At 68.1% G+C, this 26,355-nt stretch carries 22 protein-coding genes and 6 pseudogenes; 14 read left to right on the top strand and 14 right to left on the bottom strand.

Annotated features, from left to right (window positions below; all coding sequences use genetic code 11):
- Window positions 1-46: 46 nt before the first annotated feature.
- From ABZ621_RS36405 to ABZ621_RS36395, 3 genes and pseudogenes are all read right to left on the bottom strand, one after another.
- Window positions 47-475, bottom strand: a complete 429-nt coding sequence (locus ABZ621_RS36405) for a RacP protein (protein WP_360611290.1) — start codon at window positions 473-475, stop codon at window positions 47-49.
- Window positions 476-478: 3 nt separating this feature from the next.
- Window positions 479-1,360 (bottom strand): annotated as a pseudogene (locus tag ABZ621_RS36400) (DUF6192 family protein); the annotation flags it as partial.
- A 22-nt stretch (window positions 1,361-1,382) separates the two neighbouring features.
- The gene (locus tag ABZ621_RS36395; protein ID WP_360611288.1) at window positions 1,383-2,234 is read right to left on the bottom strand and encodes an IS5 family transposase; all 852 of its coding nucleotides are present in this window, start codon (window positions 2,232-2,234) and stop codon (window positions 1,383-1,385) included.
- 148 nt (window positions 2,235-2,382) lie between these two features.
- Between ABZ621_RS36395 and ABZ621_RS36390 the strand changes: the two genes are divergently transcribed.
- A protein-coding gene (locus ABZ621_RS36390; protein WP_360611286.1) for an IS5 family transposase occupies window positions 2,383-3,191 on the top strand; the annotation gives its coding sequence in 2 pieces (ribosomal slippage) (window positions 2,383-2,722 and window positions 2,722-3,191; 810 coding nt in all).
- 12 nt (window positions 3,192-3,203) lie between these two features.
- Here the strand turns inward: ABZ621_RS36390 and ABZ621_RS36385 are convergent.
- From ABZ621_RS36385 to ABZ621_RS36375, 3 genes and pseudogenes are all read right to left on the bottom strand, one after another.
- Window positions 3,204-3,329, bottom strand: a pseudogene (locus ABZ621_RS36385) (RacO protein); the annotation flags it as partial.
- 618 nt (window positions 3,330-3,947) lie between these two features.
- Window positions 3,948-4,076: pseudogene (locus tag ABZ621_RS36380) on the bottom strand (lamin tail domain-containing protein); the annotation flags it as partial.
- 327 nt (window positions 4,077-4,403) lie between these two features.
- The gene (locus ABZ621_RS36375; protein ID WP_360611315.1) at window positions 4,404-4,667 is read right to left on the bottom strand and encodes a hypothetical protein; all 264 of its coding nucleotides are present in this window, start codon (window positions 4,665-4,667) and stop codon (window positions 4,404-4,406) included.
- Here ABZ621_RS36375 and ABZ621_RS36370 point away from each other — a divergent pair.
- The 3 genes and pseudogenes from ABZ621_RS36370 to ABZ621_RS36360 all read left to right on the top strand — a co-directional run.
- Window positions 4,623-4,826 carry a hypothetical protein gene (locus ABZ621_RS36370; protein ID WP_360611284.1) on the top strand — a complete coding sequence of 68 codons (204 nt, stop codon included), beginning with the start codon at window positions 4,623-4,625 and terminating at the stop codon, window positions 4,824-4,826. The two genes, ABZ621_RS36375 and ABZ621_RS36370, sit on opposite strands and share 45 nt — an antisense overlap.
- A gap of 282 nt (window positions 4,827-5,108) precedes the next feature.
- Entirely contained in the window at window positions 5,109-6,596 is a 1,488-nt protein-coding gene (locus ABZ621_RS36365; RefSeq protein WP_360611282.1) for an alkaline phosphatase family protein, read from the top strand.
- 440 nt (window positions 6,597-7,036) lie between these two features.
- Window positions 7,037-7,217: pseudogene (locus ABZ621_RS36360) on the top strand (IS5/IS1182 family transposase); the annotation flags it as partial.
- Window positions 7,218-7,303: 86 nt separating this feature from the next.
- Here ABZ621_RS36360 and ABZ621_RS36355 read toward each other — a convergent pair.
- The gene (locus tag ABZ621_RS36355; RefSeq protein WP_360611280.1) at window positions 7,304-7,999 is read right to left on the bottom strand and encodes a proprotein convertase P-domain-containing protein; all 696 of its coding nucleotides are present in this window, start codon (window positions 7,997-7,999) and stop codon (window positions 7,304-7,306) included.
- A gap of 180 nt (window positions 8,000-8,179) precedes the next feature.
- Between ABZ621_RS36355 and ABZ621_RS36350 the strand changes: the two genes are divergently transcribed.
- Window positions 8,180-9,154, top strand: coding sequence for a LacI family DNA-binding transcriptional regulator (locus ABZ621_RS36350; protein ID WP_360611278.1), 975 nt, complete (start codon window positions 8,180-8,182; stop codon window positions 9,152-9,154).
- Between the two features lie 294 nt (window positions 9,155-9,448).
- Window positions 9,449-10,513, top strand: a complete 1,065-nt coding sequence (locus ABZ621_RS36345) for a Gfo/Idh/MocA family oxidoreductase (RefSeq protein WP_356697410.1) — start codon at window positions 9,449-9,451, stop codon at window positions 10,511-10,513.
- 576 nt (window positions 10,514-11,089) lie between these two features.
- Here the strand turns inward: ABZ621_RS36345 and ABZ621_RS36340 are convergent.
- Window positions 11,090-11,647, bottom strand: coding sequence for a hypothetical protein (locus tag ABZ621_RS36340; RefSeq protein WP_360611276.1), 558 nt, complete (start codon window positions 11,645-11,647; stop codon window positions 11,090-11,092).
- Between the two features lie 692 nt (window positions 11,648-12,339).
- On the opposite strand from ABZ621_RS36340, the gene ABZ621_RS36335 reads away from it, so the two are divergent.
- The 3 genes from ABZ621_RS36335 to ABZ621_RS36325 all read left to right on the top strand — a co-directional run bounded on the left by ABZ621_RS36335 (window position 12,340) and on the right by ABZ621_RS36325 (window position 13,606).
- Window positions 12,340-12,909: an SMI1/KNR4 family protein gene (locus ABZ621_RS36335; RefSeq protein WP_360611274.1), complete on the top strand. Its 570-nt coding sequence runs from the start codon at window positions 12,340-12,342 to the stop codon at window positions 12,907-12,909.
- A complete protein-coding gene (locus ABZ621_RS36330; protein WP_360611272.1) occupies window positions 12,906-13,019 on the top strand; it encodes a histone-like nucleoid-structuring protein Lsr2 in 114 nt (37 codons plus the stop codon). The genes ABZ621_RS36335 and ABZ621_RS36330 overlap by 4 nt, the downstream gene beginning before the upstream one ends.
- A 275-nt stretch (window positions 13,020-13,294) precedes the next feature.
- Window positions 13,295-13,606: a hypothetical protein gene (locus tag ABZ621_RS36325; RefSeq protein ID WP_360611270.1), complete on the top strand. Its 312-nt coding sequence runs from the start codon at window positions 13,295-13,297 to the stop codon at window positions 13,604-13,606.
- Window positions 13,607-13,683: 77 nt separating this feature from the next.
- Here the strand turns inward: ABZ621_RS36325 and ABZ621_RS36320 are convergent, their stop codons facing one another.
- The 3 genes from ABZ621_RS36320 to ABZ621_RS36310 are packed head-to-tail and all read right to left on the bottom strand — an operon-like array spanning window position 13,684 to window position 16,150.
- Window positions 13,684-14,538: an IS5 family transposase gene (locus ABZ621_RS36320; RefSeq protein WP_360611269.1), complete on the bottom strand. Its 855-nt coding sequence runs from the start codon at window positions 14,536-14,538 to the stop codon at window positions 13,684-13,686.
- 60 nt (window positions 14,539-14,598) lie between these two features.
- Window positions 14,599-15,027 carry a RacP protein gene (locus tag ABZ621_RS36315; RefSeq protein WP_360611267.1) on the bottom strand — a complete coding sequence of 143 codons (429 nt, stop codon included), beginning with the start codon at window positions 15,025-15,027 and terminating at the stop codon, window positions 14,599-14,601.
- Between the two features lie 4 nt (window positions 15,028-15,031).
- Complete coding sequence (locus ABZ621_RS36310; protein WP_360611265.1) at window positions 15,032-16,150, bottom strand: DUF6192 family protein; 1,119 nt, start codon at window positions 16,148-16,150, stop codon at window positions 15,032-15,034.
- Between the two features lie 254 nt (window positions 16,151-16,404).
- On the opposite strand from ABZ621_RS36310, the pseudogene ABZ621_RS36305 reads away from it, so the two are divergent.
- The 3 genes and pseudogenes from ABZ621_RS36305 to ABZ621_RS36295 form a co-directional block, all read left to right on the top strand.
- A pseudogene (locus tag ABZ621_RS36305) lies at window positions 16,405-16,764 on the top strand (hypothetical protein); the annotation flags it as partial.
- Window positions 16,765-16,825: 61 nt separating this feature from the next.
- Window positions 16,826-18,652 carry a polymorphic toxin-type HINT domain-containing protein gene (locus tag ABZ621_RS36300; RefSeq protein ID WP_360611263.1) on the top strand — a complete coding sequence of 609 codons (1,827 nt, stop codon included), beginning with the start codon at window positions 16,826-16,828 and terminating at the stop codon, window positions 18,650-18,652.
- Window positions 18,653-18,695: 43 nt separating this feature from the next.
- On the top strand, window positions 18,696-19,175 hold the full coding sequence (locus ABZ621_RS36295) for an Imm1 family immunity protein (RefSeq protein ID WP_360611261.1): 480 nt from the start codon (window positions 18,696-18,698) through the stop codon (window positions 19,173-19,175).
- Between the two features lie 711 nt (window positions 19,176-19,886).
- On the opposite strand, the pseudogene ABZ621_RS36290 reads toward ABZ621_RS36295, so the two are convergent.
- Window positions 19,887-20,135 (bottom strand): annotated as a pseudogene (locus ABZ621_RS36290) (S24 family peptidase); the annotation flags it as partial.
- Window positions 20,136-20,512: 377 nt separating this feature from the next.
- On the opposite strand from ABZ621_RS36290, the gene ABZ621_RS36285 reads away from it, so the two are divergent.
- A complete protein-coding gene (locus ABZ621_RS36285) occupies window positions 20,513-21,031 on the top strand; it encodes a methyltransferase domain-containing protein (protein ID WP_360611259.1) in 519 nt (172 codons plus the stop codon).
- Window positions 21,032-21,360: 329 nt separating this feature from the next.
- On the opposite strand, the gene ABZ621_RS36280 is transcribed toward ABZ621_RS36285, so the two are convergent.
- Both ABZ621_RS36280 and ABZ621_RS36275 read right to left on the bottom strand, forming a co-directional pair.
- A complete protein-coding gene (locus ABZ621_RS36280; protein ID WP_360611309.1) occupies window positions 21,361-24,189 on the bottom strand; it encodes a BTAD domain-containing putative transcriptional regulator in 2,829 nt (942 codons plus the stop codon).
- A 78-nt stretch (window positions 24,190-24,267) separates the two neighbouring features.
- Window positions 24,268-24,732, bottom strand: a complete 465-nt coding sequence (locus tag ABZ621_RS36275) for an SRPBCC family protein (RefSeq protein ID WP_360611257.1) — start codon at window positions 24,730-24,732, stop codon at window positions 24,268-24,270.
- A 152-nt stretch (window positions 24,733-24,884) separates the two neighbouring features.
- Between ABZ621_RS36275 and ABZ621_RS36270 the strand changes: the two genes are divergently transcribed.
- On the top strand, window positions 24,885-25,727 hold the full coding sequence (locus ABZ621_RS36270) for a methyltransferase domain-containing protein (RefSeq protein WP_360611255.1): 843 nt from the start codon (window positions 24,885-24,887) through the stop codon (window positions 25,725-25,727).
- Window positions 25,728-26,355: the final 628 nt, after the last annotated feature.

Below are 26,355 nucleotides of genomic sequence, written 5' to 3'. Positions count from 1 at the left end.
GGTGGGGGGGGGGGGGGGGCGGCGGGTGCGGGGCCGCCCCCGCCGGTCAGGCGTCGATGAAATCAGCGATCCCGTCGAGCGTGGACTCCACCGAGCTGAGCTGGGTGTTCAGGTGTTTGATCCACCTGCCCTTCGGTTGCAGGGCGGCGTGCGGGGCGACGACGCCGGTGATGAACCGGCGGATCTCGGTGAGCTTCTCCCGGATGATCGCGACCTCATACGCCTGGAGCTCGGCCGGGTCCGAGCAGAACTTGTAGCCGTCGGTCCTGGTCCAGATCAGGGGTGGCCAGCCGCGCTCGGTGATGATGTCCCGCAGGCAGGCCAGGCCCGCGCGGGCCTGGCTGGGCGACAGCTCGCTGGATCGGATCAGCTGATTGAAGGCCAGGCCCGCCGGCCTCGCCTCGAAGAGTACGAACCGGACGGTGTCGGCGTGTCGCTGGGCGGCGGGTGATCTGCGCTCGGCAGCGCGGGGCATCGCCTATTCACCTTGCAGGAGACGGGCCAGCTCTCCGTAGACGTCGACCTTCCCGGTGTCGACGGCCGTCTCGATCCAGTCCAGCGTCGCCCGGACGCGGGCGATGTTCTCGTGGACGACTCCGCGTTCGTCGTCGCCGAGCTGGCGGTCGCGCAGGCCCGGGACGACACGGCCGGCCGCCGCGACGAACGAGTGGCAGGCGGTGACCAGGTCCAGAAACTCCACCGACCGGTCGATGCTGCGGATCGCCGGAGCGACAGGGCTGGCCTCCTCGAAGTGCTCACGGGCCTGCCGGCCGCGCTCGACCTGGGCGTGGTTGACCTGGTGGCGGGCGGTGTCGTCCGACATCGCGCGGAAGGCGACATCGGGGCGCCGCAGCAGGCCGGTGGTCACCGTCGCGGCGACCTGGTCGTCGCGAGTAAGTTCCTCGACGGCCCGGACCTTGTCCTCCTGCCTGACCTGGGCGACCACTGTCGGACGCCGTAGCAGGTCGCTGGTGACAGTGGCGGCGACCTCCTCGTCCCTCGCGAGGGTGTGGATGGCGCTGACCTTCTCCTGCGGGGTGATCGGGTGCTCGACCTGTCGGCCGACCCGGCGCCGGGCCTCGTCCGCGGTCCACCGCGGTTTGTTCTCCGGCGGGGTCAGGATCGCGGCGAACCGTTCCCGCTCGTCGCCGATGCCCGCCAGGATCTTGTGGACGGTGAAGGACACCGCGGTCTGCCGGTGTTCCTTCGGCCAGCGCGAGGCCGTCCACCTGGCCTCCTTCACCGTCGAGTACGACAGCCCGATGTCCTCGGCCAGGCGGAACATCGACTCCTTGACCGTGAACAGCTCCTCGCCCCGCTCCTGGCCGCCGGCCTCGCGCATCGGCTCGATCTCCAGCGCTTAGAGGGCATCTGATCAGCGTTCACGCCAATGCGGGTTGGATGTCCGTTTCGATTCGCCAGGTTGGTGCAGATTCTCCGGTGAGCTCGCGGCTCATTTTGTTAGCCATTGCCCAATGGATCATCGTTCGGGATCTCTGCGGCAGGGCTTCGTAGTCGCGTGCCAGGCGGCGGTGCTGCATCAGCCAGCCGAAAGTACGCTCGACCACCCACCGTTTGGGCAACGGCTGGAAGCCTTTCACTCTCGGCCGCTGCACCACCTCCACATCGATCCCGAGGTGGGCGCCGTGCTGGATGACGCTGGTCTGGTATCCGCCGTCGGCCCACACCTTGGTCACGCCTGGATGGGCCGCCGCCAGCTCAGTCAGAACCTGTTTGCCGCCGGCGGAGTCGTGGACGGAGGCGGCAGTGACCAGGACGGTCAGGACCAGTCCGAGGGTGTCGGTGATCAGGTGGCGCTTGCGTCCTTTGATCTTCTTGCCGGCGTCGATGCCCTGACTGGCTTCGGCGACATTGCTCGAGGTCTTCACGCTCTGGGCGTCCACCACGGCCGCGGACGGTTCCGCCGTTCGGGCGTTCGCCTGACGAGTCCTGTCCCGCAACAAGTCATGGACCCGCTCGGTGGTTCCGTCGGCCTCCCACTTGGCGTAGTAGTCGTAGACGGTCTTGAACGGCGGGAAGTCGTGGGGCAGGTATTCCCACGGGATGCCGGTGCGATTGACGTAGAGGATCGCGTTCACGATCTCTCTCAGGTCGTGAACGCGGGCCGCCGTCCCGGGCCCCGAGCGGGCGGCTCGCCACGCGGCGAACACTGGCTCGATCAACGCCCAGCGGGCATCCGAGACGTCACTGCGATACGCCCGTCGAGAGGTCATGCTCCGGACAACGAGCACCGCGACCTACAGTCACAAGACCATCCCAAAGCGCCCGCTACGTAGATCAGATGCCCTCTTACTGATCGTTTCAGAATGAGTTCGGCGTGAGGGCTAGGCGATCGAGTCTGATGGCGGCAGAGTGGTGCGGATGTCGGATGATCTTGTGCCTGATGACCTGTGGGAACGTATCGCCCCGCTGCTGCCGCCCCGGCCTCCGCGGCGCCATCGGTATCCAGGACGGTTGCCGGCGGACGACCGCGCCGCCCTGCGGGGCATCGTTTACGTGCTGCGCAAGAACGTGAGCTGGAGAGACGTGCCCGCCGAGCGGACCGGCTGCAGTGGAGTGACGGCCTGGCGGCGCCTGCGGGACTGGACCGAGGCCGGCATCTGGCCCCGCCTGCACGAGGTCCTCCTTGCCGAGCTGCGCAAGGCCGGGTTGCTGGACATGGACGACTGCGCGATCGACGGCTCGCACGTGCGGGCCCTGAAAGGGGGGCTCACACCGGACCTTCGCCGGTCGACCGGGCGCGGCCGGGCAGCAAGCACCACTTGATCGTCGACCGACATGGCACTCCTCTTGCCGTGACCCTGACCGGCGGAAACCGTCATGACGTCACTCAGCTGACGCCGCTGTTGGACGCGATTCCCCGCATCCGGGGGCTGCGGGGACGGCCTCGGCACCGGCCGGGCCGGCTGTTCGCTGACCGTGGCTACGACTACGACAAGTACCGGCGCATCCTCCGGGTCCGCGGCATCACATCCAAGATCGCCCGGCGTGGCGTCCCGCACGGCTCCGGGCTGGGCAAGACCCGCTGGGTCGTGGAGCGGACCTTCGCCTGGCTGCACCAGTTCAAGCGATTGCGAACCCGCTACGAGGTACGCGCCGACCTCCACCTCGGCCTGCTCCAACTCGCCTGCAGCATCATCTGCTTGCGACGCCTACGAACCTCATTCTGAAACGATCGGTTAGTCGCCGATCGTGAACTGGCCCCGGGTCTGGTTCTCCACCACCGTGCGCAGCTCGGCCACGATCTGCTCGTAGCGGCTGGAGCTGACGCTGCCGACCATGTCGGCGTTCTTGATCTCTTCGGGCATGGCATTCACCACCCACCGCGGGCCGGGGCACAGCCCCTCGGCCGTGACAAGACGCGGCCCGCTTCCTGACCCGAGAGTCAGACTGGAAATCCTAAGATCACAATGAATGACCGTGAATGGCCGAAATCTGACCGCAGATGCGATTCGGATGCGTTCGCGGTGCGGTCACTGTGACCGTTCACCGAACGTTTCCTTCCGGGCCCGCCAAGCCCTCACGACACACCGGCGTGAGCAGTAGACGGCGTTCGACCGCCGATCCACCCCCGTCACCCAACGGGCCCCGCACTCGGGACACTCAGCCCGGCCGACACCACTCAACTCCGCGGCCACCCGCCTACGCAACCGGCGGCCCCGGCGCCACTGCCTGGCACGACAGGCCGTCGAGCAGTACACGGCATCGGGCCACGCTTCCGGCCTCAGCCGTTCACCGCAGCCCCCACATACTCGCTCTCCGGCCCGCCCGGAACGCTCGGACACCACGCCAGCGTAGGCCCCCGAGGCTACTCAGGAAGCCGGTTCAGAAACAGGTACTAACACCTCTGCCGTACCCGCCCGGACGCAGGCCGATGCCCGTCCTCCGCTGTGGACGTGGCGGAAGACGGGCATCAACGGGAGGGGTCAGCGGTGGTGGCCCCAGGACTCGGTGTCGGCGGTGCGGCCGCGGTCGTCGCGGAGGGTCGCGGTGTCGGAGTGGTTGTCCCACACGGAGTTGCGGCGGTCCTGGAACAGGTCCGTGCGGGTGGACCGCGGCCCTCACCGGCGTGGATCCGGACGGACGGTGGAGCGGCCGGCGAGACGACAAACCCGGTGCCCCTGATGCGCCGCCACAGGCGCGCGACGCGAGCGCGGGCGGAACCGGAATGGCGGTGAGCGGGGTGATTCCGAGACTCATCAGTTGATTCCCGGAGGCGTTGACGAGGCTATTGACGCTCCTGAGCACCGCGTGCTGCACTGACCCGGCACAAATGTTTACGTTCCCATAACTTGGGATCGCAGCGGACGGGACACTGCTGCGACGCCTGCCGCCCCCGCCTCCTTCGTCGTAGCCTCCCCGTCCTGCTTGCATTGAAGGACTCATGCCATGCCTTCCCCGCACACCCCTCTCGGCCGCAGAGGATTCATCACGGCGACCGCACCGACCGCAGGTGCGGCCGCGCTTCCCGGTGGCTTCCTCTCGTCGACGGCCGCAGCCGCCGTGCCGCCCCCGGCGACGTTGCCCCAGCAGGGCATGTACGACACCGTTCCCGCCTGGCCCTGGACGGATTCGTCACCGGTAACGGCAAGTACGGCGCGGTGCTCCACGGCGCGCCGCAGCTCGAGAAGGTCGTACTCAATCATCACCGGTTCGTGCTGCCCAACGGCACCCGCCACCTGGAGCCCCCGGTCCTGTCGGACCGTCTGGAGTCGGCGCGGGACCGGGCTCTGGCCGGTGACTTCTGGGGCGCCGCCGGCGAGTTCACCGACGGTGGGTCCCTGCGCTGGCCCCAGAGGCCGTGACCGACCGGTCGGCGAGGGCGCGCCCCCGTCGTAACCGGCCGCCCCCAGTGCGTCGGACTCGCGCCGCCTGATCAACCTCCACGGTTCCGGACGCTACCCGCGCATGTACGGAACCGAGCGAGGATGCTCGTTCGGCTACTCGCCGTGGTCGAGCGAGGCATACGTCTTCCAGGCCCCCACCCCGGCTGCACGGGTGTCTCCGCGCACCCACGCCGCCGTTCCCCTCCGCCCTTACTCGCTCCTCCGTTCATGCCGGAGGAAGCAGCCCCCAGGAGACACATCATGGATCTGACCCGCCGCTCGCTACTCGCCGGTGCCGCAGCCCTCGCAATCTCGGCCGGCCCACTCAACACCCTGGCCCGCGCCGCAACGCGTACCCGCAAGGTGCTCGTCATCGGACTCGACGGCGTCCTGCTCAGCCGTGTCAGGGACGCCGACGCCCCACACCTCAAGTCCCTGATGGCCCAGGGCCTCACCGCCACCAGCTCCCTGTACGCCGAGCCCCTGGCGCCCACGCTGTCCGGCCCGGGATGGTCGACCGTCCTCACCGGCGTCTGGCCCGACAAGCACAACGTCAAGGACAACTCCTTCGGGGGCCACAGCCTGGCCCAGTACCCGGACTTCCTCACCCGCATCGAGACCGCCAAGCCCCGCCTGTCCACGTACGCGGTCGCCTCCTGGAACGCCATCACCGACACCATCCTCTCCTCCCGCGTCGACACCCGGATCTCCACGCCTGCAGCCGAGTACGACGCTGGCACCACCTCCCGCGCCGTCGCCCGGCTCCGGAACTCCAACCCGGACGCCGTCTTCGTCCACCTCGACGACGTCGACCACGCCGGCCACAGCCAGGGAGCCGCAAGCCAGGCATACCTGGACGCCATCCACGGCGTGGACAGCAGGGTGGGCGAGATCGTGACAGCCGTGAGATCCCGCACCACCTATGCCTCCGAGGACTGGCTCATCATCGTGACCACCGACCACGGTCACACCGACGCGGGCGGTCATGGCGGATCGAGCTGGCCCGAGCGGCAGACCTTCGTCATCGCCACGGGCGGCACCACGACACCGGGCTCGGTCCGATACGACGTGAAGCTGACCGATGTCGCCGCCTCGGCCCTCGCGCACCTCGGCATCCCCATCAACCCGGCCTGGGCGCTCGACGGCCGCCCCCTCTCCCAGGCCGCCCCGGACGACTTCGACGCTTTGCGCACGCAACTCCAGGGCCCGATGGACGAGACACTCCTCGGCACGAAAGTCGTCGGCTTCACCCACACTCCTCCTCCGGGCTGGTCCGTCGACAACTCCTCGATGGGCGCGGCCGGAGTCACCGAGTGGCGCGGCTGGACCTTCACCACCGACGAGTTCTGGACCAAGGCGGCCCCCGACCAGGAACGCGAGTCCAACGTCCGCGCACGGAACGTCTTCGCGGTCGCCGACGGCGACGAGTGGTACGACATGGACCTCACCGGAACCTTCGACTCCACCCTCGTCAGCCCCGCCTGGCCGGTCACTGGTGGCAAGACCGCCACCTTGAGCTACGTCACCCACTATCGGCAGGAAAGCCCACAGAAGGGCGAGGTCCTCGTCAGCTACAACGGCGGGACCCCCATCAGCGTGCAGACGTACACGAGCGACGTCATCTCCCGCGCCGAGAAGCTCCAGCTGAACGTTCCGGCCGGTGCCACCGACGTCCGGGTGAGATTCCGCTACACCGGTGAGAACAACTGGTACTGGGCCATCGACCAGGTCCGGGTCACCGCCAACTGACGAACCTCCGCGGGCACCAAGGTCCGACCCGGTACGGCCGGTGCCCGCGGGATCACCCACCTTCCCCGCCCGCGAGTGCCCGAGCCGTCCCCCAGGAACAGGGACGTGCGGTGCAGGCGAGCCCAAGGCCGTGGGCATCGCAGTACCGGGCCTCGTCGACGAAATGTCCGGATTGAGCGTCACCGCGGCGAAATCCGGATGGCTTGACACGTCTGTGGCCGCCTCGGTCCGAAATCCTCGCATACCGGTCGTGTGCGGGCACACCGTACGTGCCGCCGGTCTCGCCGAGCCCCTCACAGCGCTCACCCTCAAGCTCGACGACTCCGGCAGTACCGGCCGGCGAGCGTCCGGCCACGGACATGGACCTGACGGGCGGAGGGCGGCTCCGGCCGTCAGCGCCTCTGCTGCTTGCGGAGACGGAGGGCGCGACGCCCACGTGGGCCCGTCGCGGCGCTGCTCACGGCTCCGGCCTGGGCAAGACCCGCTGGGTGGTCGAGCGGACCCTCGCCTGGCTCCACCCATTCAAGCCTGCGCATCCGCTACGTGATACGCGCCGGCCTCCACCGCGGCCTGCTCCAACTCGCCTGCACCGTCTTCTGCCTGAGACGGCTCCGAACCTGAATCTGAAACGATCAGTTGGCCCACGCTGTTGGCCGTTCCGGCGTCGCCACTGTCGTTCGCGGCCCAGCGGGTGGGCGGCGTCGCGGTCAGTGGGTGTCACTGGTGTCACCGGTCCGCAGGCGGGTGACCGCCGTGGACCAGAAGGTCAGTTTCCAGCTGTTGATACGGCCGGTGTCAGAGCTGAACATGTCCTGGACCTTGAGCTTCCAGGTGCCATTGGCGACCTCGCTGGAGGCATTCACCGTGTAGGTGGCGATCACGTTGTCGGCCGAGTCGTGGATGTCGGAGTCCTTCAGGCGGTACAGCGTGCCGTCGGGGGCCTGGAGGTCGATGACCAGGTCACCTCGGAAGGTGTGCCTGATGTCGACGTCGACCTGGAGGGCGCTCGGCGCGTTGCCGCTCAGGCCCGTGACATTGATGTCGGAGAACACCGCGGCACCCTTGTCCGGGATGGCCACGTCGGTGGTGTTCTCGAAGACGATGATCACGCTGACGACGTTCCAGGTGAAGGGGGTGGTGCCGGTGGCGTTGGTGGAGTCCTTCACCGTGACTGTGAGGTTGCTGGTGCCCAGCATGGCGGAGTGCCGGAGATCAGGCGAGAGGTCGGCGGCGGCCTGGAGGGTGGGGGTGCGGGCACCGGCGTAGTTGGTGGAGGAGGTCATGCAGGTGTGCGCCCGGTACCAGATCTTGGCGGCGGCGAAGATGTCGGAGGTGGCCTCGTTCAGGCCACCGGACTCGCCCAGCGCACGGGAAGTTGACAGAACACACCACCCGAAGGTCACCCGGCGGCCCGATCGCACTGGTGGTACGCCCGGCCTCGCCCGTCGATAGTACGCAATCGATTGCGGCAGGCATAGGCGTGGGGCACACATAGGCTGGAACGCCGACGATGCCTCCGGCAGGGGCCCGTGGCGTCCGGTCGCAGAAGGAGAAGGTCGAAGATGCAACACCAGCCTGTGACGATGAGCGATGTGGCCCGTGCCGCAGGGGTCTCGGTGACCACCGTCTCCTACGTGCTGAGCGGGAAGCGCCCGGTGGCTCCCGCCAAGAGGGAAGCGGTGCAGGCGGCCATCGCCGAGCTGGGGTTCCGGCTGAACACCGTGGCGCAGAGCCTGCGCACGGGGCGGTCCAGCACCGTGGCTCTGATCATCCCGGACATCGCCAACCCGTTCTACGCCCAGCTGGCCCGCGGGCTGCAGGACACCTTGCGCCCGGGGCAATACCACGTCGTCGTCTGCAACACGAACGCGGAGCGCGCGGAAGAACTGCACTACCTCGACGACGCGGTCAAGCGCTGCCTCGACGGAGTGGTGATCACCCCCTCGTGGCTGACCCCGGAGGACTTCGACGCCGTCCGGGCAGCGGGCATCCCGGTCGTGGTCAGCGCCGACAGCGAGTGGAGGGACCTGGATCAGGTGCGCGCCGATTCCCACGAGGCCGTCGACGAGGCGGTCGGGCATCTCGCGCGGCAGGGCCACGAACGACTGGGCATGCTGGTCGGGCCGGCGGGCACGCCGGGCGGTGACCCTCGCCTCGAACTGTTCCGCGGCGCCGCCCGGCGTCACGGGCTGGAGCTGCCGGCCGGCCTGGTCGTGCGCGGGAAGCACACCCGCGAAGCCGGCGCCGCGGGCCTGCGCCGACTGATGAGCCGCAAGAACCCGCCGACCGCGGTCGCCTTCGTCAACGACCGCACCGCCATCGGGGCCCTGGAAGCGGCGGAGCAGATGGGCCTCGCGGTCCCGTCCGACGTGGCGCTGATCGGCCATGACGACATCGAGCCCGCCTCCCTGGTGCGCCCCCGACTCTCCACGATCCGCTATCCCGCCTACGAGGTGGGATCGACGTGTGGACGCCTGCTCCTGGAACGTCTGGGAGGCCGCGTCAGCCTGTCGCAGGTCGCCCTGCGCACGCAGTTCGTCCTGCGCGAGTCCGTCTGATCGTCTTCGCGGCGGCCCCGCGCGGTCGGCCGTCAGGCTTGACAAGCTGCGGCGCTCCCGGCATATCGTGGCGCAATCGATTGCGCGAGAACTTGGACCGGCTGCCTCTCAGACCGTCCACCCACGACGAAAAAGCAGGACCACCCCACTTCTGCACACCGTTTGCTCAGCGTCCCCGCTGGGCGGATGCCGGGTGTACCCCGCAGGTCGCCGAGGGGAGGCACACCGCGAGACCCGGGGCAGCGTCGCCGTTCCCGCGCACACCGCATTCGCATCCGAGCCGACAGGAACCCCATGACGCAGAACCAGTCAGTCAACGCCCACGAGGCGGCACGCATGGTGCTGCCCGCACCCCGGACGCCTTCCCCTCGTGACGCACCGGCTCTGAACTGGGGGGTGATAGCCCCGGGCTGGATCGCGGCCTACTTCGTCGAAGCGCTGCAGAAGTACACCGAGCAGAAAGTGGTGGCGGTCGGCTCGCGTGACGCCGGGCGCGCCCGCGCCTTCGCCGACCGGTTCGGCATCCCGGCGGCCTACGGCAGTTACGCCGAACTCGTCGAAGACGACGCTGTGGACATCGTCTACGTCGCATCGCCGCACTCCGGCCATTTCGAGCAGGCCCTGCAGGCGATCGAGGCCGGCCGGCACGTACTCGTGGAGAAGGCGTTCACCCGCAACGCCCATGAGGCCGAGCAGCTGATCGAAGCCGCCAGGGAGCGGGGGGTGTTCCTCATGGAGGCGATGTGGACACGCTTCCTGCCGCACATCGACGTGGTCCGCCAGGTACTCGACTCCGGGCTGCTCGGCGAGGTGCACACCGTCATCGCCGACCACGGCCAGCCGATGACACCCGAGGTGCAGCACCGCCACTTCGCCCCCGAGCTGGCGGGCGGAGCACTCCTGGACCTCGGCATCTACCCGGTCTCCTTCGCCTCGATGGTGCTGGGGCCGTTCACCTCGGTCAAGGCGGTGGGCACAAAGACGTACACCGGCGTCGACGGCCAGGCGTCGATCCTCGTCACCGCCGAATCCGGAGCCCACGGAGTGCTGAACACCACTCTCTTCGCCCGCACTCCGACCACGGCATCGATCGCCGGAACGCATGCCCGTCTGGAGATCGACGGCCCCTTCTACGGACCCTCCACGGTCCGGCTCATCGGCCGGGACAACGAGCTGATCGACACCTTCGTCCCCCCGCAACTCGACGGCGGGCTGTGCTACGAGGCCGCCGAAGCGGCCCGCTGCATCAGCGCCGGGCGGCTGGAATCCGACCTGATGCCGCTCGCCGAGACACTGAGCATCATGCACGTCCTGGACGGCATACGGCGCGATCTCAACGTCACTTTCCCCGGAGAGTGACCCACCCCCTGGGGCACCCGCACAGTGCCCCAGGGGCACTCCCCGCACCAGATCACGGAGGACGTCAACGGCCGTGTGCCCGAACGCGGCCGAACTGCTCACGAACGCCGATGCCGCCTCTGCCGGGGCGCAGGATGCGGTATAGCGCCACACCACCCGACAGTAGCTGTGGGTGTCCTGGGCCCAGGGCCAGGTCGGCCGGGTGCGGTAGGCGTCGGCGCCCGCCACCCATGTGCGGACGGCGGTGCCGGTGGGGCGTCCGATGTGGTCGTCGGGGTAGGCCGTCCATTGCGCGTCCCGGTCCCAGGTCAGGGTGTCGGTCCTGCTGGAGAGGGTGTAGCGGATGCCAACGTCGGTGAGCGCTTCGGAGGGCGGGTTCGCGATCGTGTACGTCGTGATGAGCAGGCCCCGGCCGTCCACGGACATCGATGGCGGTGTTCAGGGTGCCGAAGCGTCCGGTCAGCGTGACGACGGCCTGGCCGCCGTTGGTGGTCACGGTGGCCCGAGGTGCCAGTCCACCGGCCGGGGACCGCGCGGGAGAGCACGAGGTCGGGGCCGCCGCTGAGGACCTTCTCGTCACCTGCCGTGGCCGCGGCCAGGCGGGCGGTCTGCTTGCCGGACGGTGAAGAGGGTGTCCACTCCTGACACGGTGATGGTGTCGGGGGTCTCCTGGACGGCCGGGGTGGTGCCTCCGGGGGCGGTGAGGGGCGGCGCCTTGCGGGTGTTGAGCCACAGCCGGTAGTCGTCGACGAGTGCGGGGCCGCGGCGGAAGGTCAGCTGCAGTGTGTCTCCGGAGGCCCATGCCCCGGCCGAGATGGTCAGGGTGCCGGCTTGACATGCCGGGACGCGCACATCGGTGAGGGTCCCGGACCGTGTGCCGATCCGCCATGTGATGGTCAGTTCGCCGAGGTCGGTGTGGTCGTGCCAGTTCTGGACGGGTACCGGTATCGCCGCTCCCGGGGTGAGTCCCTGCAGGACGCCGTCGGCGATCCGTACCGGCGAGAACGCCTTCTTGGGCAGCCAGAACTCGGGTTTGGGCCGGCGCCACAGGTCGATGACGCCCCACTCGCCGTAGCCGACCGGGCCGGACGGCAGGTTGAACACCTCGTTGATGGCCGCCCAGATGGCGCCCACGACGACTCCGCTCGTGGTGCGGAACTTCTCGGCGAACTTTCGCCTCCTTGTAGAGCCGGACGGCCTGCTCCTCCATGGCCGCGTCCGCCGACCGTCCGTGCGGCCCGGTCATGCTGTGGTGGCAGACGCCGAGCAGATGCAGCGGCTTGCCGTTGACGAGCAGCTGGTTGCCCTCCACCTTGACCCGCCTCACGGCCTTCGTGCTGAACGTGTGTGTTCCTTGGTCGCAGCACATGTTCAGACGAAGGCCGCTTCCTTGTACGGCGGATACCGAACCGGGTGATCAAGTACGACGCACCGTTCGAGGAGCGGCTTCTACCGGCGCTGTAGGGATCCGGGCCCGCAACGAGTAGACCAGTCGCCGGCCGGTGACAGCCGCTCTCCACTGGCCCGCGCGACGACAAGCCTGTCGTCTTCGAAAGCGATTCGATCACCGGCAGCCAGGAGGAGCGGGCTCTCCAGCTCGAAGGCATACCCGTCGCCGGTCTCGAGATCCTTCACCAGTACCAACCGCGAGGTCGGCGTGGCTCCGTCAGCTATCAGGCGCATGCCGAGATGGTCCCATGGAGTCGGCGGTCACCTCGCCCCTATGCAGCGGCGGACCAACGGCCCAGACGTTAAAGATCAAGTTAGGACAACCCCGCCCCCTTGAGCCCCGCCCCAGACGCCGTCCCTGACCCCCGAGGAAACCGATGCCCCCTCTCACCGCGCTGACCGCGCTGTGCCGGCCTCCTGCTGTCGTACCCCCTGCTCCCAACTGGCCGCAGGTCGAAGACACGCTGGGCAAAGCCCTGCCCCAGGACTACAAGGAACTCATCACCACATACGGACCAGGCCAGTTCTGCGGATTCATCACCCTCTACCAGCCGCACGCCCCCAGTGAATGGGCCGACCTGACCGGCCCCATGCCGGCATGTCTGCGGGGCCAGATCGAAGAGGTCCAACGGGCTGCCCGCCATCCCTGGCCACTGCCGCACTCCCCCGAGAACCTCTTCCCCATGGGCGTCACCGGCAACGGGGGCTACCTCTTCTGGATCACCCAGCCCGCCGACACCCCGGACGAGTGGACCATCGCCGTCAACGAAGCGCTGCGCGCGCCCTGGTTCACCTACAACGGCTCCTTGACCGCATTCCTCGTCAGTGTTCTCAGCAGGACCACAAGGGTGCCCATGTTCCCCAAGGATCTCCTCGACCACGGTCCCGTTTTCGCCCCATCGGCTCTCGAAAGCAGCACACCCGCCGCAGCCCCCGGACATCCGTGAGCACACGCGCCATCCGCGACTGGGCCAACGACAACGGATACGACCTGCCCGAACGCGGACGCATCCCCATCGAAATCATCGAAGCATGGCAGCAGGAGCACCCCGGCTGACCCACCCCAGCCGACAGCCTTGCCGTGTGGTGTCCCATCCGCTCGGCCTCGGCCACCGTACGGTCTGGCGTCCCGCCGGTCCGCCCGAACTCGTTCGCCGCAAGCGGCACGCCTACTGTAGGGCGTGTTTCAGAAGTGGATCTTGATGTGTCAAGATCCACTTCATGGGGAGGCACGATCTGACGAATGCGCAGTGGGTACCTGATCCATATCCCCCCGGTGCTCCTCTGCCGACGTGGTCCGGGTCCATGTAGCGTCAGGGCTGGGGGGATGAGATGAACTTCGACGAGGACGAGCCGCAGTCTGTTCGAGAGGAGCGCTTCGCTGCCGAACGGGCCGAAGCCCGAGCGGCGCGTAAGGCTGCGTCGCTCGACCTGTGGGGAGCCCATGTGGGGGCGGTCATCGTGACCGTCGCCCTGGCCCTCCTTGCCTGGAACGGCAAGCTGGTCGCTCTAGGCATAGTCGGTGGGATCTTTCTGCTCTGGTTCGCCGCAGGCCTAACATGGGCTTATGTCGACGGGGACCATGGCCGGCACGCGCTCCAACGCGCGTATGGCATCACCTTCGGTTGGGGCAACGGGGTCTGAGTGCGAAGCACTTGGCGCCTGCTCCCGAGCGTGGGCATGCGGAAGTACTGGTGTTGGCGGTCGCGGTGGTGACCGTGTCAGTCCCGGGTGTGTTCGCGGGAGGCCGGCTGGCTGGCCCGGCGGGACTGTCGGCGGGTGATTCGCCTGGTCATCAGGGTGATCGCAGCCCAGGTGATCAGCGATTCGGAGTGCTGGACGAGGCGCTCGTAGTCGCGGGCGTGTCTGCGGGCGTGCATGACCCAGGCGATTGACCTCTCGACTACCCAGCGGCGGGGTAGGACGACGAAGCCGACCGCGTTCTTGGGCCGGCGGACGGTCTTGACCGTCAGGTTCAGGTACTTTTTCGCCCAGGCGACGAGTTGTCCGGCGTAGGCGGAGTCGGCCCAGACGATCGTGATCTCGGGGTGCATGAGCCGCAGCCGGAACAGGACTTCCTTGGCGGCGTCGCGGTCGGTCATGTCGGCCGGGGTGACCATGACGAACAGCGGCAGGCCTTTCGTGTCCACGACGAGATGCCGCTTCCTGCCGTTGATCTTTTTGGCGGCGTCGTAGCCGCGCGAGTCTTTGCCGACGGTCTCGGCGGCCTTGACGGACTGCGAGTCGATGATAGTGGCGACCGCTCCGGGTGAACGCCCCATGTCCAGGCGGACGCGTTTGCGGAGCTGGTCGCGGATCTGGCCGATCACTCCGGCCGCGGCCCAGCGGGCCATGGCGTTGTAGCAGGTCCGCCATGGCGGATAGTCCTTGGGCAGGGCCCTCCACTTGCAGCCCGTGTCGACGACGTAGCGGATAGCGTCCACGATCTCGCGCCGCGGGTGCTTCTCGGGGCGGCCGCCGCGAGGGGTCTCGCAGGCCGGGATCGGCAGCAGGGGTTCGATCAACGCCCACTCGTCGTCGTAGGTGTCCGAGGGGTAGCAGCGGCGCCGGGCCATCCTCTGCTCCCTTCACGAGTGGTGGGGGCCGGCCGCGAAGCCGCCGGCCCCCACCAGGGGTTATGCGTCGATGTAGTCGGCGATCACGTCGAGGGTGGACTCGACGGAGTTGAGTTGGGTGTTCAGATGCCTGACCCAGCGGCCCTTGGGCTGCAGGGCGGCGTGCGGGGCGACGACGCCGGTGATGAACCGGCGGATCTCGGTGAGCTTTTCGCGGATGATGGCGACTTCGTAGGCCTGGAGCTCGGCGGGGTCGGAGCAGAACTTGTAGCCGTCCGGCCTCGTCCAGATCCGTGGTGGCCAGCCCTGTTCGGCGATGGTGTCCCGCAGGCATGCCAGGCCGGAGCGGGCTTGTGAGGTGGAGAGTTCGCTGGATCTGACCAGTTGCTTGAAGGCCAGCCCGGCGGGTCGTGCCTCGAAGAGCACGAACCGGAGGGTGTCGGCGTGCCGCTGGGCTGCCGGGGACCGGCGCCGGGAGGCGGGCGGCATCCCACTACTCGCCTTGCAGCAGGCGGGCCAGTTCGCCGTCGACGTCGACCTTTCCGGTGTCCACGGCCGTCTCGATCCAGTCCAGCGTCGCCCGTACTCGGGCGACGTTCTCGTGGATGATCACCTTCTCGTCGTCGGACAGCTGCCGGTCTCGCAGCCCCGGAACGACGCGTCCGGAGGCCGCCACGAACGCGTGGCAGGCGGTGATCAGGTCCAGGAACTCCACCGAGCGGTCGATCCGTTTGACCGCCGGCGCGACGGGACTGGTCCGCTCGAATTCCTCGCGGGCCTGCCGGCCGCGCTCGACCTGGGCATGGTTGACCTGGTGCCGGGCCGTATCGTCCGACATCGCCCTGAAGGCGACGTCGGGCCTGCGCAGCAGGCCGGTGGTCACCGTCGCCGCGACGTTCTCGTCGCGGGTCAGCTCCTCGACCGCCCTCACGCGGTCTTCCTGGCGGACCTGGGCGACGACGGTGGGCCGCCGCAGCAGGTCACCGGTGACGACCGCGGCGACCTTTTCGTCCTCGACCAGGGTGTGGGCCGCGCTGATCCGGTCCTCCTGGCGGACCTGGGCAACCACTGCCGGGCGCCTGAGCAGGTCACCGGTGATCACCGCGGCGACCGCGTCTTCTCTGGCCAGGGTGTGGATCGCGCTGACCTTCTCCTGCGGAGTGACCGGCTTGACGACCGGCCGGCCGACCCTGCGCGAGGCGGCATCACCAGTCCACCGGGACTTCCCCTCCGGCGGAGTACGGATCGCGAGGAATCGTGCTTCCTCGTCCTCGATGCTGGCCAAGATCCGGTGAATCGTGAAGGACACGCCGGACTGGCGGTGTTCCTCGGGGAAACGTGAGGCCGTCCAGCGCACTTGCTTGACCTGGGAGTACGACAGTCCGATGTCCTCGGCCAGGCGGAACAGCGAGTCCTTGACCGTGAACAGTTCATCGCCTCGCTCCTGGGGCCCCTGCTCGCGCATGGGCTCGATCTCCAAGGCGTGGTCCCCGATCGTGAACTGGCCCCGGCTCTGGGCCTCCACGATCTTGCGTAGTTCCGCGACGATCTGCTCGTAACGGTGGACGCTGACGCTGCCGATCTTGTCGGCACTCTCGATCTTCTCGGGCATGGTGTTCACCACCCTGAGCGGGCCGGGGCACGGCCCCTCGGCCGTGACAAGACGCGGCCCGCTTCCAGGCCGAGAGTCAGGCCCGTCTAGCGAAGATCACAATGAATGACCACAAAAAGGCGCAGTCTGACCGAACGTCCGATTGGGATGTGTTTGTGGAGCGGTCACTGTGACCGTTCTTCGAACGATTCGTTCCGTGACCGCCAGGCCCTCATGACGCACCGCCGCGAGCAGTAGACGGCGTCCGATCGCCGATCCACCCCGGCCACCCAGGCCGTTCCGCACTCGGGACACGCCACCCGCCCCGACCCGTTCAACTCAGCCATCACCCGGCGCCGCAACCGACAACCCCGCCGCCACGACCTGGCCCGACACGCCGTCGAGCAGAACAACGCGTCCGGCCGCGCAGCCGGCCTCAGCCGGTCCCCGCAGCCCCCGCACACCCGCTCTCCGGGCCGCCCGGAACCCTCGGACACCACTACAGGCTAGAGCCTCAGGCCCCTCGCAAAGGGGGATATGGATCAGGCACTCAGTACGGTGACCGCCTGACCGACGAGAGGGTCATCACCGCCCGTCTGGCCACCATCGGCGGACCCGAGGTCCGAGCGGCCGCGAAGATCGCGCTCGAGGGACCGCCCGAGCTCATTCACGAGTTCATCACCAACCGGCCAGCACATGGCCAAGCGCAAGGACAACCTGGCGACCAACCACGTCCACCAGGTTCAGGTCCTTATCGAGCAGGGCAACCGGGTCGCCGCCAAGGCCCAGGAAGACGCCTACCGCGCCGCCCAGGCCGCCGCCCTTGCCAAGGGCGCCCAGGCCGAAGCCGACCAGGCCGCCAGCAACGCACAGGCCTCCGCGGCTGAGGCCGAGGGCTACAAGAACGCTGCCGACGCCTCGGCCGACGCAGCCGAGAGGAGCGCGGCCGACGCAGCCGCATCCGCCGCCTCGGCCCGCAACGCCGCCGACCAGGCCGCCCAGGAGGCCGCCGCGGCCGAGAACTCCGTCGCCGAAGCAGAATTCTCCGCCGCCTACGCCCGCACCTCGGCCCAGAGGGCCGACGACTCCGCCGACCGCGCCCGCGCCTCCGCAACCGCTGCCGGCAAGAGCGCCGCCGAAGCCGAAGCCGACGCCAAGGCCGCCTGGACCGCCACCCGCGAGATCGCCGAGAAGGAGATCGCCGAAGCTCGTAAGCTCGCCGCGGAAGAACGCCAGCTGCAAGAGGAAGCCGATAGGGCCTCGCGCAGCGACAAGCGGGTCTGCGTCCCGCACCCCACGCGGGAAACAATGGCGCCCATAATGCCGTGCGCCGCCTCCCCCGGCGACTCCGTCATCCAAAGCATGCCGGAGTACGCATCGCACCCAATCTGGCTGACCATTCTCTGGGAAGTCTCGGGTATCGCCGATATCCAGGAGTGCATCGAGAACCCGAGCGCCTACCAGTGCGTCATGGGTTTCGTCGGAGTCACTCCCTGGGGCAAGCTCAAGTACCTCGCCAAAATCGGCGACGGCATCGACAGCATCAAGGGCCTGCGCGCCGCACGCCAATCCGTCGGCTGCCTGGTCGAACTCTCAGAGGTCGTTCCCCACAGCTTCCCCGCCGGCACCAAGGTCCTGATGGCCGACGGCACTGGTCGCCGCATCGAGCAGGTCCAGATCGGGGATCAGGTCACCGCCACCGATCCAACCACAGGAGAAACAGGCCCTCGGACCGTCACCCGCACTATCCACACACCAGACGATCGAGAATTCACCCGCGTTACTCTCACTGATGGTTCCACGCTCACCTCGACCACTCGGCATCCCTATTGGGCCGAGAATGAGAAGGCTTGGAAGGATGCTGGAGATCTTTCCTCTGGCGACGCCCTGCTTGGCCCGCGCAATGATCTTGCGATTGTCGCCAACGCTCGTAACTGGCGCGGCCTGCAGAGCGCCTATGACCTCACTGTAGACGATCTTCACACCTATTACGTCTCAACGGGAACCTCTTATGTTCTCGTGCACAACTCCGACGGAACCTCATGCCCCACCTGGGTCATGAACGCCCGGAACAAGCTTCCCCGCGAAAACACTTCAACGACGTCGGGGTACGTTTTCACGCCAGACGGGAAGCAGCTTTGGGATGGCTTGGTGGAGAGCGGACGCAGCGACCTCACAAAAGACATCAGCGACTTCCTGAAGCAGTCGGACGACTTCCCGAACCTGCCGGGGTATAATTCCTTGGCTCACCACGCGGAGGCGAAAACAGCGTGGGCTATGGCAAATCAGGGCACCAAGGGAGACGTCCTGCATGTCGTCATCAACAAGAACTACCTCTGCCCCAAGGTAACGAATGCCGTCCAGCTCGGATGCAAGCAGACAGTCCCCGCAATCCTTTACGAGGATCAGACTCTGTGCGTATGGCTTCCCGGGAGCAACAAGGGAATTCCGCTAGACGGCAAAAGGAAGAGGAAGGGCTCCACGTGGACGAAACCGGAAGGCGACAGATGTGCCGTGCAGTGACGGGGGTAGACTCTTGATTGTCGCAGGAGGAACTCACCGCGGCATGGTTTACGCGCGATCGGACGAGGAGATCCGAGAACTCGTTGACCATGTGATGCGCGATCTGATTCAAGGCGGTATCTCATCAGACGGATTCGAGCAGATGCCGGAGTACGCCACGATCTGCATCGTCGATGACCGATATCCTGAAGAGACGAATCAGCAGTGGCCGAGTAACTACCTTCACGTCACAGTCAACACCGGAAACGGCTACGGCGCACTGAGGTGGCTGACGACGAACTCGCCGGCAGGGGCCGACGAGGATCACATGTCGCATTTCGTGTGGATTTCGAAGAATCCAACTCCGCCCGATTTCGATCCTAGACTGATCTTGGATCCATCGACGCCTCTCTACTTCCCAGCCGAATCGGCCCTCCCTGCCGAGAAGGTTCGTGCAGCACTCGTCGAGTTCTGCCGAGTGCGGACGGGTGAGCGCCCAACGTCCATCGAATGGATGATCGACCCATTCTCGCTGGATGATTGATCCTGCTTCTCCGAAAGTCTGGGGCCTTTAGAACCAGAACCTCAAATCGCCTGACAAGTACGCGAAGCTCCTGCGAGACATGGGTCATCTTGGTCGATAACCCGTCTGCCAGGAGCTTCGTCTTGCATTGGACAGGCTAACACTCCAGCTGTAGATCGTGATCATGAAGGCAGCGACCGGGGAGACTACTTCTGGGTATCTGATAATGGGAGCGGCCCTAAGCGAGAAGCGAGGCTACTCTCGAACCCTTACGCTCCTGCCTATTTCGACCCTCGCGGGATCTTCTCTCTGCGGGAGATCGCTAAGGCGGTAGAGGAATTCTGCTCTTCGGGAGGAAATCTCCCCAGCGGAATTAATTGGATTCCTAGCAATCAGAATGGAGCACGGTTCGACTGATCCCGCTGAATGAATCAGCGGCCCTCGGTCACGTTGGGGGCCGTTGATTCATTTTCGGGCCCGAGCCAAGGACAGCAGGAGCAAGAGGCACCGCACGACAGAAAAGCACGGCACCAGGCTCAGGAGCCCGGGCCGCCGCTCTGGCGGCCCATCAGAAACTGCGCCCGGGCGGCGGGGCTCTACGGTCGCGGTGGGCCACGTACAGGCCCCCCGCCAGCCAGCGTCGGCCCCTCTTCGCCCCTCCCGAGGGGACCGGCGCCCTTGCTGCCTTCCGGTCGGCAGCGAGTGCTGTCGAAGAGGAGCGAGGCGGGCGGGCTACAGGGTCCGCAGAACCGCGACCACCTTGCCGAGGATGACGGCTTCGTCGCCCAGGATCGGCTCGTATGCGGTGTTGTGGGGCATGAGCCAGACGTGGCCGTCTTCGCGGCGCAGGCGCTTGACCGTGGCTTCCCCGTCCAGCATCGCGGCGACGATGTCGCCGTGGTCCGCGCTGTCGGCCTGCCTCACGATTACGGTGTCTCCGTCGCAGACGGCCGCGTCAATCATGCTGTCGCCGACCACCTGAAACCGACGGGTTCGCCGAATCTTGGAGGGCCCCTGCAGCGAACCCGTGGCGATTCGGCCACTGTAACCTTGAGCCTGGCGTCGGTTCCCTCGCGCGTCCTCGGCCAGCTGTTGGACGGAGACGGCTGAAGACCCCGGCGCGGTCGCGGCCGCCTTCGCGTCCGACGACAACTTCGGCCGCATCCTCGCGATGTACGGCGGGATCTTCGTCGCCGGGGCGATCCGCGCCACCGCCCCGACCGCTTCGACGTCATCGGCACCCTGGTTTCTCTAGCTGGCCTCGCGGTGATCATGTAGGCCCAGCGCGGGCACAGACTGGCCGCAACCAGGGCAACCTCTACGCTGCTCCCGGGACACAAAAAGGGAGGCCGAAGGCCGTGGCCGACGAGCAGAGACTGGCCGAGAGCCAGCGGCAGCACTGGCAGGACACCTACACCGCTCACCCGGGGATATACGGCGAGGAGCCGTCCGCACCTGCGGTCCGTGCCGCCGAGGTCTTTCGTGCTGCCGGTGCGCGGCAAGTTCTGGAGTTGGGCGCCGGCCACGGCCGGGACGCGTTGTACTTCGCGGCCAAGGGCTTCACTGTGCAGGCTGCCGATTTCTCCGCGACCGGTCTGGAGCAGCTGCACCGAGCGGCGCTCGCCGAAGGCCTTGGGAGCCGGGTGGCCACGGTCGTGCACGATGTCCGTAAGCCACTGACGCTGGCGGACGCGTCGGTTGGCTTTGTTCACGAGAACGGGGAGTCGTTTGTCGATGAGCGCGGGAGGCACCCCAAAGGCGGCCAAGTCGATGTTCACGAGTTCGGGAGGCACCCGCCGCTGACCCGATGGTCCCCAAGGCCGAGAGGGAAGAGGCCAGTACTCCAGAGCCGCCCCCCTCAGCGCCTGCGCCCGTAGTGCCGCGTCACCCTTGCGGCGACTTCCGCCCCCGCAGAAACTCGGGGTGACATCCATCGAAGGGGACCCTTGGAGATAACCAACGCGCACTTACTCGCATCAGTCCGGTTCGGGTTCTGGGCTGACCTGGTGTCGGACCAGCTGGCACGGATGCGGATCACCAGCCCGATCGCGTCGCGGGACTTCGTCGCACACGCGTCGTTGACGCAGGCCGGTCCGGTGCGGGTGGCCCGGTTCTGCAGTCCCCCGGCGCACCTGTCGCGAACCTGGGCAGACCCGGCAGGACGTCTCATGTCGCCCCGCCCCGCCGCCGTAGAGCGGGCGCTGGTTCACACTGGCTCGGCGTAGCCGAGCGCGTCCGTCAGGCTCATGCTTCGTCCCCGGGCCCAGGCCAGGTCGACCTCGTTCTCCGTGAGGAAGCGACGGGCGGCGTCTCGCGGGTGCTCCTTCTCCCAGCGGAAGGCTTGCACCATGAGCCCGCCGCCGACGGACTCGCGCAGCCGGTCGGCGGCGCCGGCCAGCACGACCCCCCGCTCGGGGCGGCCGAGTGCCACCGCCGCCTGTCCCAGGCGATCGAGGTCCATTGCCGCGCCGGCCGCGTCGCCCAACTCGGCGGCGATGCTGAGGCATTCACCGAGTTCGGTTTCGGCCTGCTCGTAGCGTTCTTGCAGGAGGGAGATGAGCGCGAGGGTCCGCAGGGTCTGACTCTCGTACCAGCGCACGCCCAGTACGCGGGTTCCGGCGAGACACTGTTCGCCGTAGGAGCGGCTGGCGTCGAGGTCTCCGGAGAACAGCCGCATCATCATCGAGGTTGCCAGGCCGAGTCCGACCGCGAACGGCTCCGGATGCTCGGCGACCAACGCCTGGTATTGCTGCTCAAGGGGCGCCGCCGCCTGCACATCACCTCGATGGCAGGCGAGCGTGGTGGCCAGCCCGGTCAGGGCTTCCAGCTCCAGCCACCAGTCCTCCAGCTCCCTGGCCAGGTCGAGCGCCCGGCGGTAGGCGGCCTCGGACGCGTCCAGGTCGAACTGCCAGTAACAGATGCCGGCCAGCCCCACCCACGCCTTGGCACGAGGCACGCTCGCCGGCCCGTCAACGGCCAGCAGCCCTTCGAGATGGCGGCGACCCTCGGTGAAGTGGCCTCGTAGTTGCCAGAAGCGCCACATTCTCGCGGCCATGAGTAGCGCCAGGTCGACGTCACCGGTCTCACCGGAACCACCGGTCCGGCCGACCCAGCCCAGGGCCGACCGGAGGTTGGCGTGTTCCGCATCGAGACGCTCCAGCCACCGCACCTGTTCGGGCCCGGTGAGCTCGGTTTCGGCCTGCTCGAGCAAGTCCGCGTAGAAGCGGGCGTGGCGATCACGGATGCCCTTCTCCTCACCGGCCGCCCGCAACCGCTCGAGGGCGTACGCGCGGACCGTCTCCAGCATCGGGAAGCGTGTCCCACCCCGTTCCGCCCCTGCTCGGCCGAGCAGACTCGCGTCGACCAGCGTGGAGAGACCGTCCGCGACGTCGTCGACCGGCGAGCCGGCGGCGACCGCCTCCGCGGCCTCCAGGCCGACATCGCCCCGGAAGGCCCCCAGTCGTCGAAGCAGCGCCCGGCCCGCGGGGTCGAGCAGCTGGTCGCTCCATGCGAGGGCGGCCCGGAGGGTCCGCTGCCGCTCGGCGTGATCGACCGGCCCTCCGGTGAGAAGCGGTACGGCCCGGTCGAGCCGGCGGCGCAGCTCCTCCAGGGGGAACAGCCGCAGGCGGGCGGCCGCCAGCTCGATGGCCAGGGGCAGCCCGTCGAGTCGCGCCACCACCTCGGCCACCAGGGGCGCGTTGTCGGCGCCCAGCCGGAAGGCGGGGGCGACCTCGGCGGCGCGGTCGGCGAACAGGACCAGGGCCTCGTCGCGTACGAGATCCGCGGGCGAGGCGTCGGCCGCCGGGAGGGGCAAGGGAGCGAGGGGATACTCCTGCTCCCCGGACAGTCGCAGGGGAGCCCGGCTGGTCGCCAGGACGGTCAGCCCCGGGGCTGAGTCGAGGAGCCTGCCCACCAGGGGTGCCGCGGCGAGCACATGCTCGAAGTTGTCCAGGAGCAGGAGCAGCCGCCGGGGGCGGAGGTGGTCGACGAGCGCATGGTCGGCCGGCCGGACCGCCGGTTCGGCTGCCGGCTCGGGGATGCCGAGTGCGGCGGTGATCGCGGACGGGACCAGCTCCGGGTCCGCCGTCTCGGCCAGCGACGTGAAGCACACGCCGTGCGAGAACTCCTCCAGCAGGCCGGCGGCAACCTCGACGGCCAGGCGGGTCTTCCCCGAACCGGGAGGGCCCGTGACGCACACGAGCCGACGCGTACGCAGCAGGCCCCGCAGATCCGCGCACTCCCTCCCCCGGCCGACGAAGGTGTTCCGCCGCGCGGGAAGGTTGTGCCGGGGCCGAGGAGTTCCCAGCCCGACCGGTTCGTCGAGAGCATCGTCCCGGAGGAGGATCTGCTCCTGCCGCCGTGTGAGCCAGCGGCTCGGCTCGATGCCCAGCTCCTCCTTCAGTACCTCGCGGGCCCGGCGGAAGGCTCCCAGGGCGTCGGCCTGCAGGCCGGAGCGGTACAGCGCGAGCATGAGCTGGCCCCACATCCGCTCCCGGAAGGGATGCGAGGCCAGCAACACGTCGAGTTCCCCGGCGACCTCCGCATGCCGGCCGAGCGCCAGGTCGGCCTCGACGCGGTCCTCGAGCGCGGTCAGCCGCAACGCCTCCAGCCGGGCGCGTTCGGGTTCGAGCGCGGCAAGGTCGCCGATATCCGCCAGCAGGGGGCCACGCCACAGACCGAGCCCGGCGGCGAGTAGCTCCGCCGCGGTACGGGCATCGCCTCGCACCAGGGCGCGGCGCCCCTCGGCGGCGAGTTCCTGGAAACGCTGGGCGTCGAGCTCGCCGCCGGAGACCTTCAACTGGTAGCCGACGGGCCCGCTCTGCAGTCGCCAGGCGTCCGCACCCAGTGCGTGGCGCAGTCGGTGCGCGTACGCCTGGAGGGTGTGGCGAGCCGTGTCGGGCGGTTCGCCATCCCACACGTCCTCGACCAAGCGGTCGTACGAGACCACCGTGCCCGCTCGGATCAGCAGCAGACCCAGCAGTGCTCGCCCGCGCGGACCGCCGAGTGCGCGGGGCTCCGGCTCACCGTCCGCCACCACTTCGAGAGCGCCGAGAATCCGGAATTCCACTGACCCACCTCACCCCGGCCCGAGGACGGGAACCTAGAGGGCAATTTATCCGATATCGGGTGATTCAGGCTGCTCGACCTCCAGGATATTCCTGAGCCGCGCGAGGTCGGCCTTGAAGTTGCGGTGCACACCAGGCGCCGTCAGCGGGGCCAGAATCCGGCCCAGGATCCCGCCGGGCAGCCGCTCCGGCTCGTAGGTGACCGTCGCGCGGCAACCGCGTCCGACCGGTTCCGCAACACACGACGTGTGGATCACCATCTTTCCCGACACGGAGCGGTGGGCGACCTTCCTGCCGGGCTCGTACGCCGTCACCTCGTCGGCGAACTCCCGCCGCCCCATGATGTTCATGATCATCCGGCCTCGGCGTCCCACGCGCGTGCGGTCGGCCCCGTCGAGCCATTCGGACTCGATCACCGACGCCATCCAGCGCTTGTCGTTCGCCCGAGCCTGGAAGAACGCGAACACGTCTTCGGGTGACCGGTCGATGAAGATGCTCTCTTCGACCCTCATGGCCCTTTCCTTCCTGCTCGATGCCTTCACGTCCACCGCCACCTTGCGAGCCCCCGATCGCGGTCCGATCGCAGACCTCCTGCGATCGGACCGCGATCGCCGATGCGCACGATCTCCCCATGGACGTACGTGACGAGTGAAGGGAGAGGGTCATGAACAGCAGTTCGCATCCTCCGCCAGGCGCCGTCGAGCCGGCCGGAGAAGTGGATCGGCTCCAGCTCCAGTCGCGGGTCTGGGAACCCAGTGGCCGACGCCTTCTCAACGAGATCGGCGACGGTCGAGGGGCCCGCGCCCTCGACGTGGGATGCGGTGCGATGTGCTGGCTACGGGTGCTGAGCGATTGGGTGGGCCCCGACGGGGAGGTCGTGGGCACCGACATCGACGAAGGGATGCTCGCCGCGGCCGAGCACTTCGTCACCGACGAAAGCCTCGCCAACGTGACGCTGGTCAAGGACGATCTGTTCCGCAGCGCGCTGGAACCCTCGTCGTTCGACCTGGTCCACGCGCGGTTCCAGATCGCCCCCCTTGGTCGTGGCCAGGAGCAGATGGCGGCGCATCTCCGACTGGTCCGACCGGGCGGCTCCGTGGTACTCGAGGAGCTCGATCCGCTCCCCTGGCACTACATCCCACCGGCGCCCGCGCTGGCGGTGCCGCTGAGACGAGGGGTCGAGGTCCAGGGCTTGATCCCGCTGCTCGGGGATGCCTTCCGCAAAGCCGGCGGCGACCCCGACGCCGCCGCCACGCAGCTGGAGCTGTTCCACGACGCGGGCATCGAGGTGAACGTCCGAGCCGAAGTCCAGGCGCTGCCTCCGGGCCATCCCTATCTGCGGCTGCCGCTTCAATTCGCCACCGCGCTGAAGGGCGTGTTGCGCTCGTTCATGGACGCCGACGATCTTGACCGGATCCTCGGTGAGGCGGAGCGCGAGCTCCAGGACCCTGACCGCTGGGGCCTCACCTTCACGCTCGTCCAGTGCTGGGGCCGACGTGAGACATAACGGCCGATGCCGGACGGCGCGAGATTAGCGGCAGCAGGCGCCGACAGCAGGACACCAGGCAGGCCCACGCTGCAGCCGCGCTCATCGCGGACAGCTCGTCCCACTTCAGGACCTGGCCATCCGCCGGGCGGCCCCGGAGACCGGGTCCGCGAGCACGAGCTGCCCGCGGCTGCGGGGAAGGCCGGCGACCCGCGCTGGGCCGTGTTCGCGCGCCGGTACGAGCTCGAGCCCGGCAGGCCGGTGCGGTGGGAGGCCGAGGCACTCGCCCCGGGCCGAGCCCCAGTGCCTTGTCCTCGCCGCCGTCGCCCCGTACATCGACCAAGCCGCACTCCGTGACCGCATCGCGGAGGCAGAACAGCAACGAAGGCAACTCAGGGCCTTCGCCGAGGTGCCCCCAAAAAACCGCCGACCCGACCGTCAGCGACTCCCGAACTCATCAACATTGATCAAGCGACGGGGGCACGCCGTGACTCCCGAAGCCGTCGACAAACGACTCCCGTTCTCGGGCTCTGGTCCACTTCGTGTGGTTGTGCGGGTCTGTCAATCGAACGGTGTAACCGTGGTGTTCGGGGCTACTGTCGGGCTGCGGTGAGTCGGCCGTCGAAGGTGATATCGAAGGCGTTCAGGG

Source organism: Streptomyces sp. NPDC007863 (assembly GCF_040633895.1).
GTDB lineage: Bacteria > Actinomycetota > Actinomycetes > Streptomycetales > Streptomycetaceae > Streptomyces.
The sequence above is the reverse complement of the archived record's forward strand: the minus strand, read 5'-3'. Positions and strand labels throughout refer to the sequence as shown.

Excerpts from the sequence above, each read along its gene's own strand:
- ABZ621_RS36405 (WP_360611290.1), bottom strand. The coding sequence starts at position 475 with ATGCCCCGCGCTGCCGAGCGCAGATCACCCGCCGCCCAGCGACACGCC.
- ABZ621_RS36395 (WP_360611288.1), bottom strand. The coding sequence starts at position 2,234 with ATGACCTCTCGACGGGCGTATCGCAGTGACGTCTCGGATGCCCGCTGG.
- ABZ621_RS36375 (WP_360611315.1), bottom strand. The coding sequence starts at position 4,667 with ATGATTGAGTACGACCTTCTCGAGCTGCGGCGCGCCGTGGAGCACCGC.
- ABZ621_RS36365 (WP_360611282.1), top strand. The coding sequence starts at position 5,109 with ATGGATCTGACCCGCCGCTCGCTACTCGCCGGTGCCGCAGCCCTCGCA.
- ABZ621_RS36350 (WP_360611278.1), top strand. The coding sequence starts at position 8,180 with ATGAGCGATGTGGCCCGTGCCGCAGGGGTCTCGGTGACCACCGTCTCC.
- ABZ621_RS36345 (WP_356697410.1), top strand. The coding sequence starts at position 9,449 with ATGACGCAGAACCAGTCAGTCAACGCCCACGAGGCGGCACGCATGGTG.
- ABZ621_RS36335 (WP_360611274.1), top strand. The coding sequence starts at position 12,340 with ATGCCCCCTCTCACCGCGCTGACCGCGCTGTGCCGGCCTCCTGCTGTC.
- ABZ621_RS36325 (WP_360611270.1), top strand. The coding sequence starts at position 13,295 with ATGAACTTCGACGAGGACGAGCCGCAGTCTGTTCGAGAGGAGCGCTTC.
- ABZ621_RS36320 (WP_360611269.1), bottom strand. The coding sequence starts at position 14,538 with ATGGCCCGGCGCCGCTGCTACCCCTCGGACACCTACGACGACGAGTGG.
- ABZ621_RS36315 (WP_360611267.1), bottom strand. The coding sequence starts at position 15,027 with ATGCCGCCCGCCTCCCGGCGCCGGTCCCCGGCAGCCCAGCGGCACGCC.
- ABZ621_RS36310 (WP_360611265.1), bottom strand. The coding sequence starts at position 16,150 with ATGCCCGAGAAGATCGAGAGTGCCGACAAGATCGGCAGCGTCAGCGTC.
- ABZ621_RS36300 (WP_360611263.1), top strand. The coding sequence starts at position 16,826 with ATGGCCAAGCGCAAGGACAACCTGGCGACCAACCACGTCCACCAGGTT.
- ABZ621_RS36295 (WP_360611261.1), top strand. The coding sequence starts at position 18,696 with ATGGTTTACGCGCGATCGGACGAGGAGATCCGAGAACTCGTTGACCAT.
- ABZ621_RS36275 (WP_360611257.1), bottom strand. The coding sequence starts at position 24,732 with ATGAGGGTCGAAGAGAGCATCTTCATCGACCGGTCACCCGAAGACGTG.
- ABZ621_RS36270 (WP_360611255.1), top strand. The coding sequence starts at position 24,885 with ATGAACAGCAGTTCGCATCCTCCGCCAGGCGCCGTCGAGCCGGCCGGA.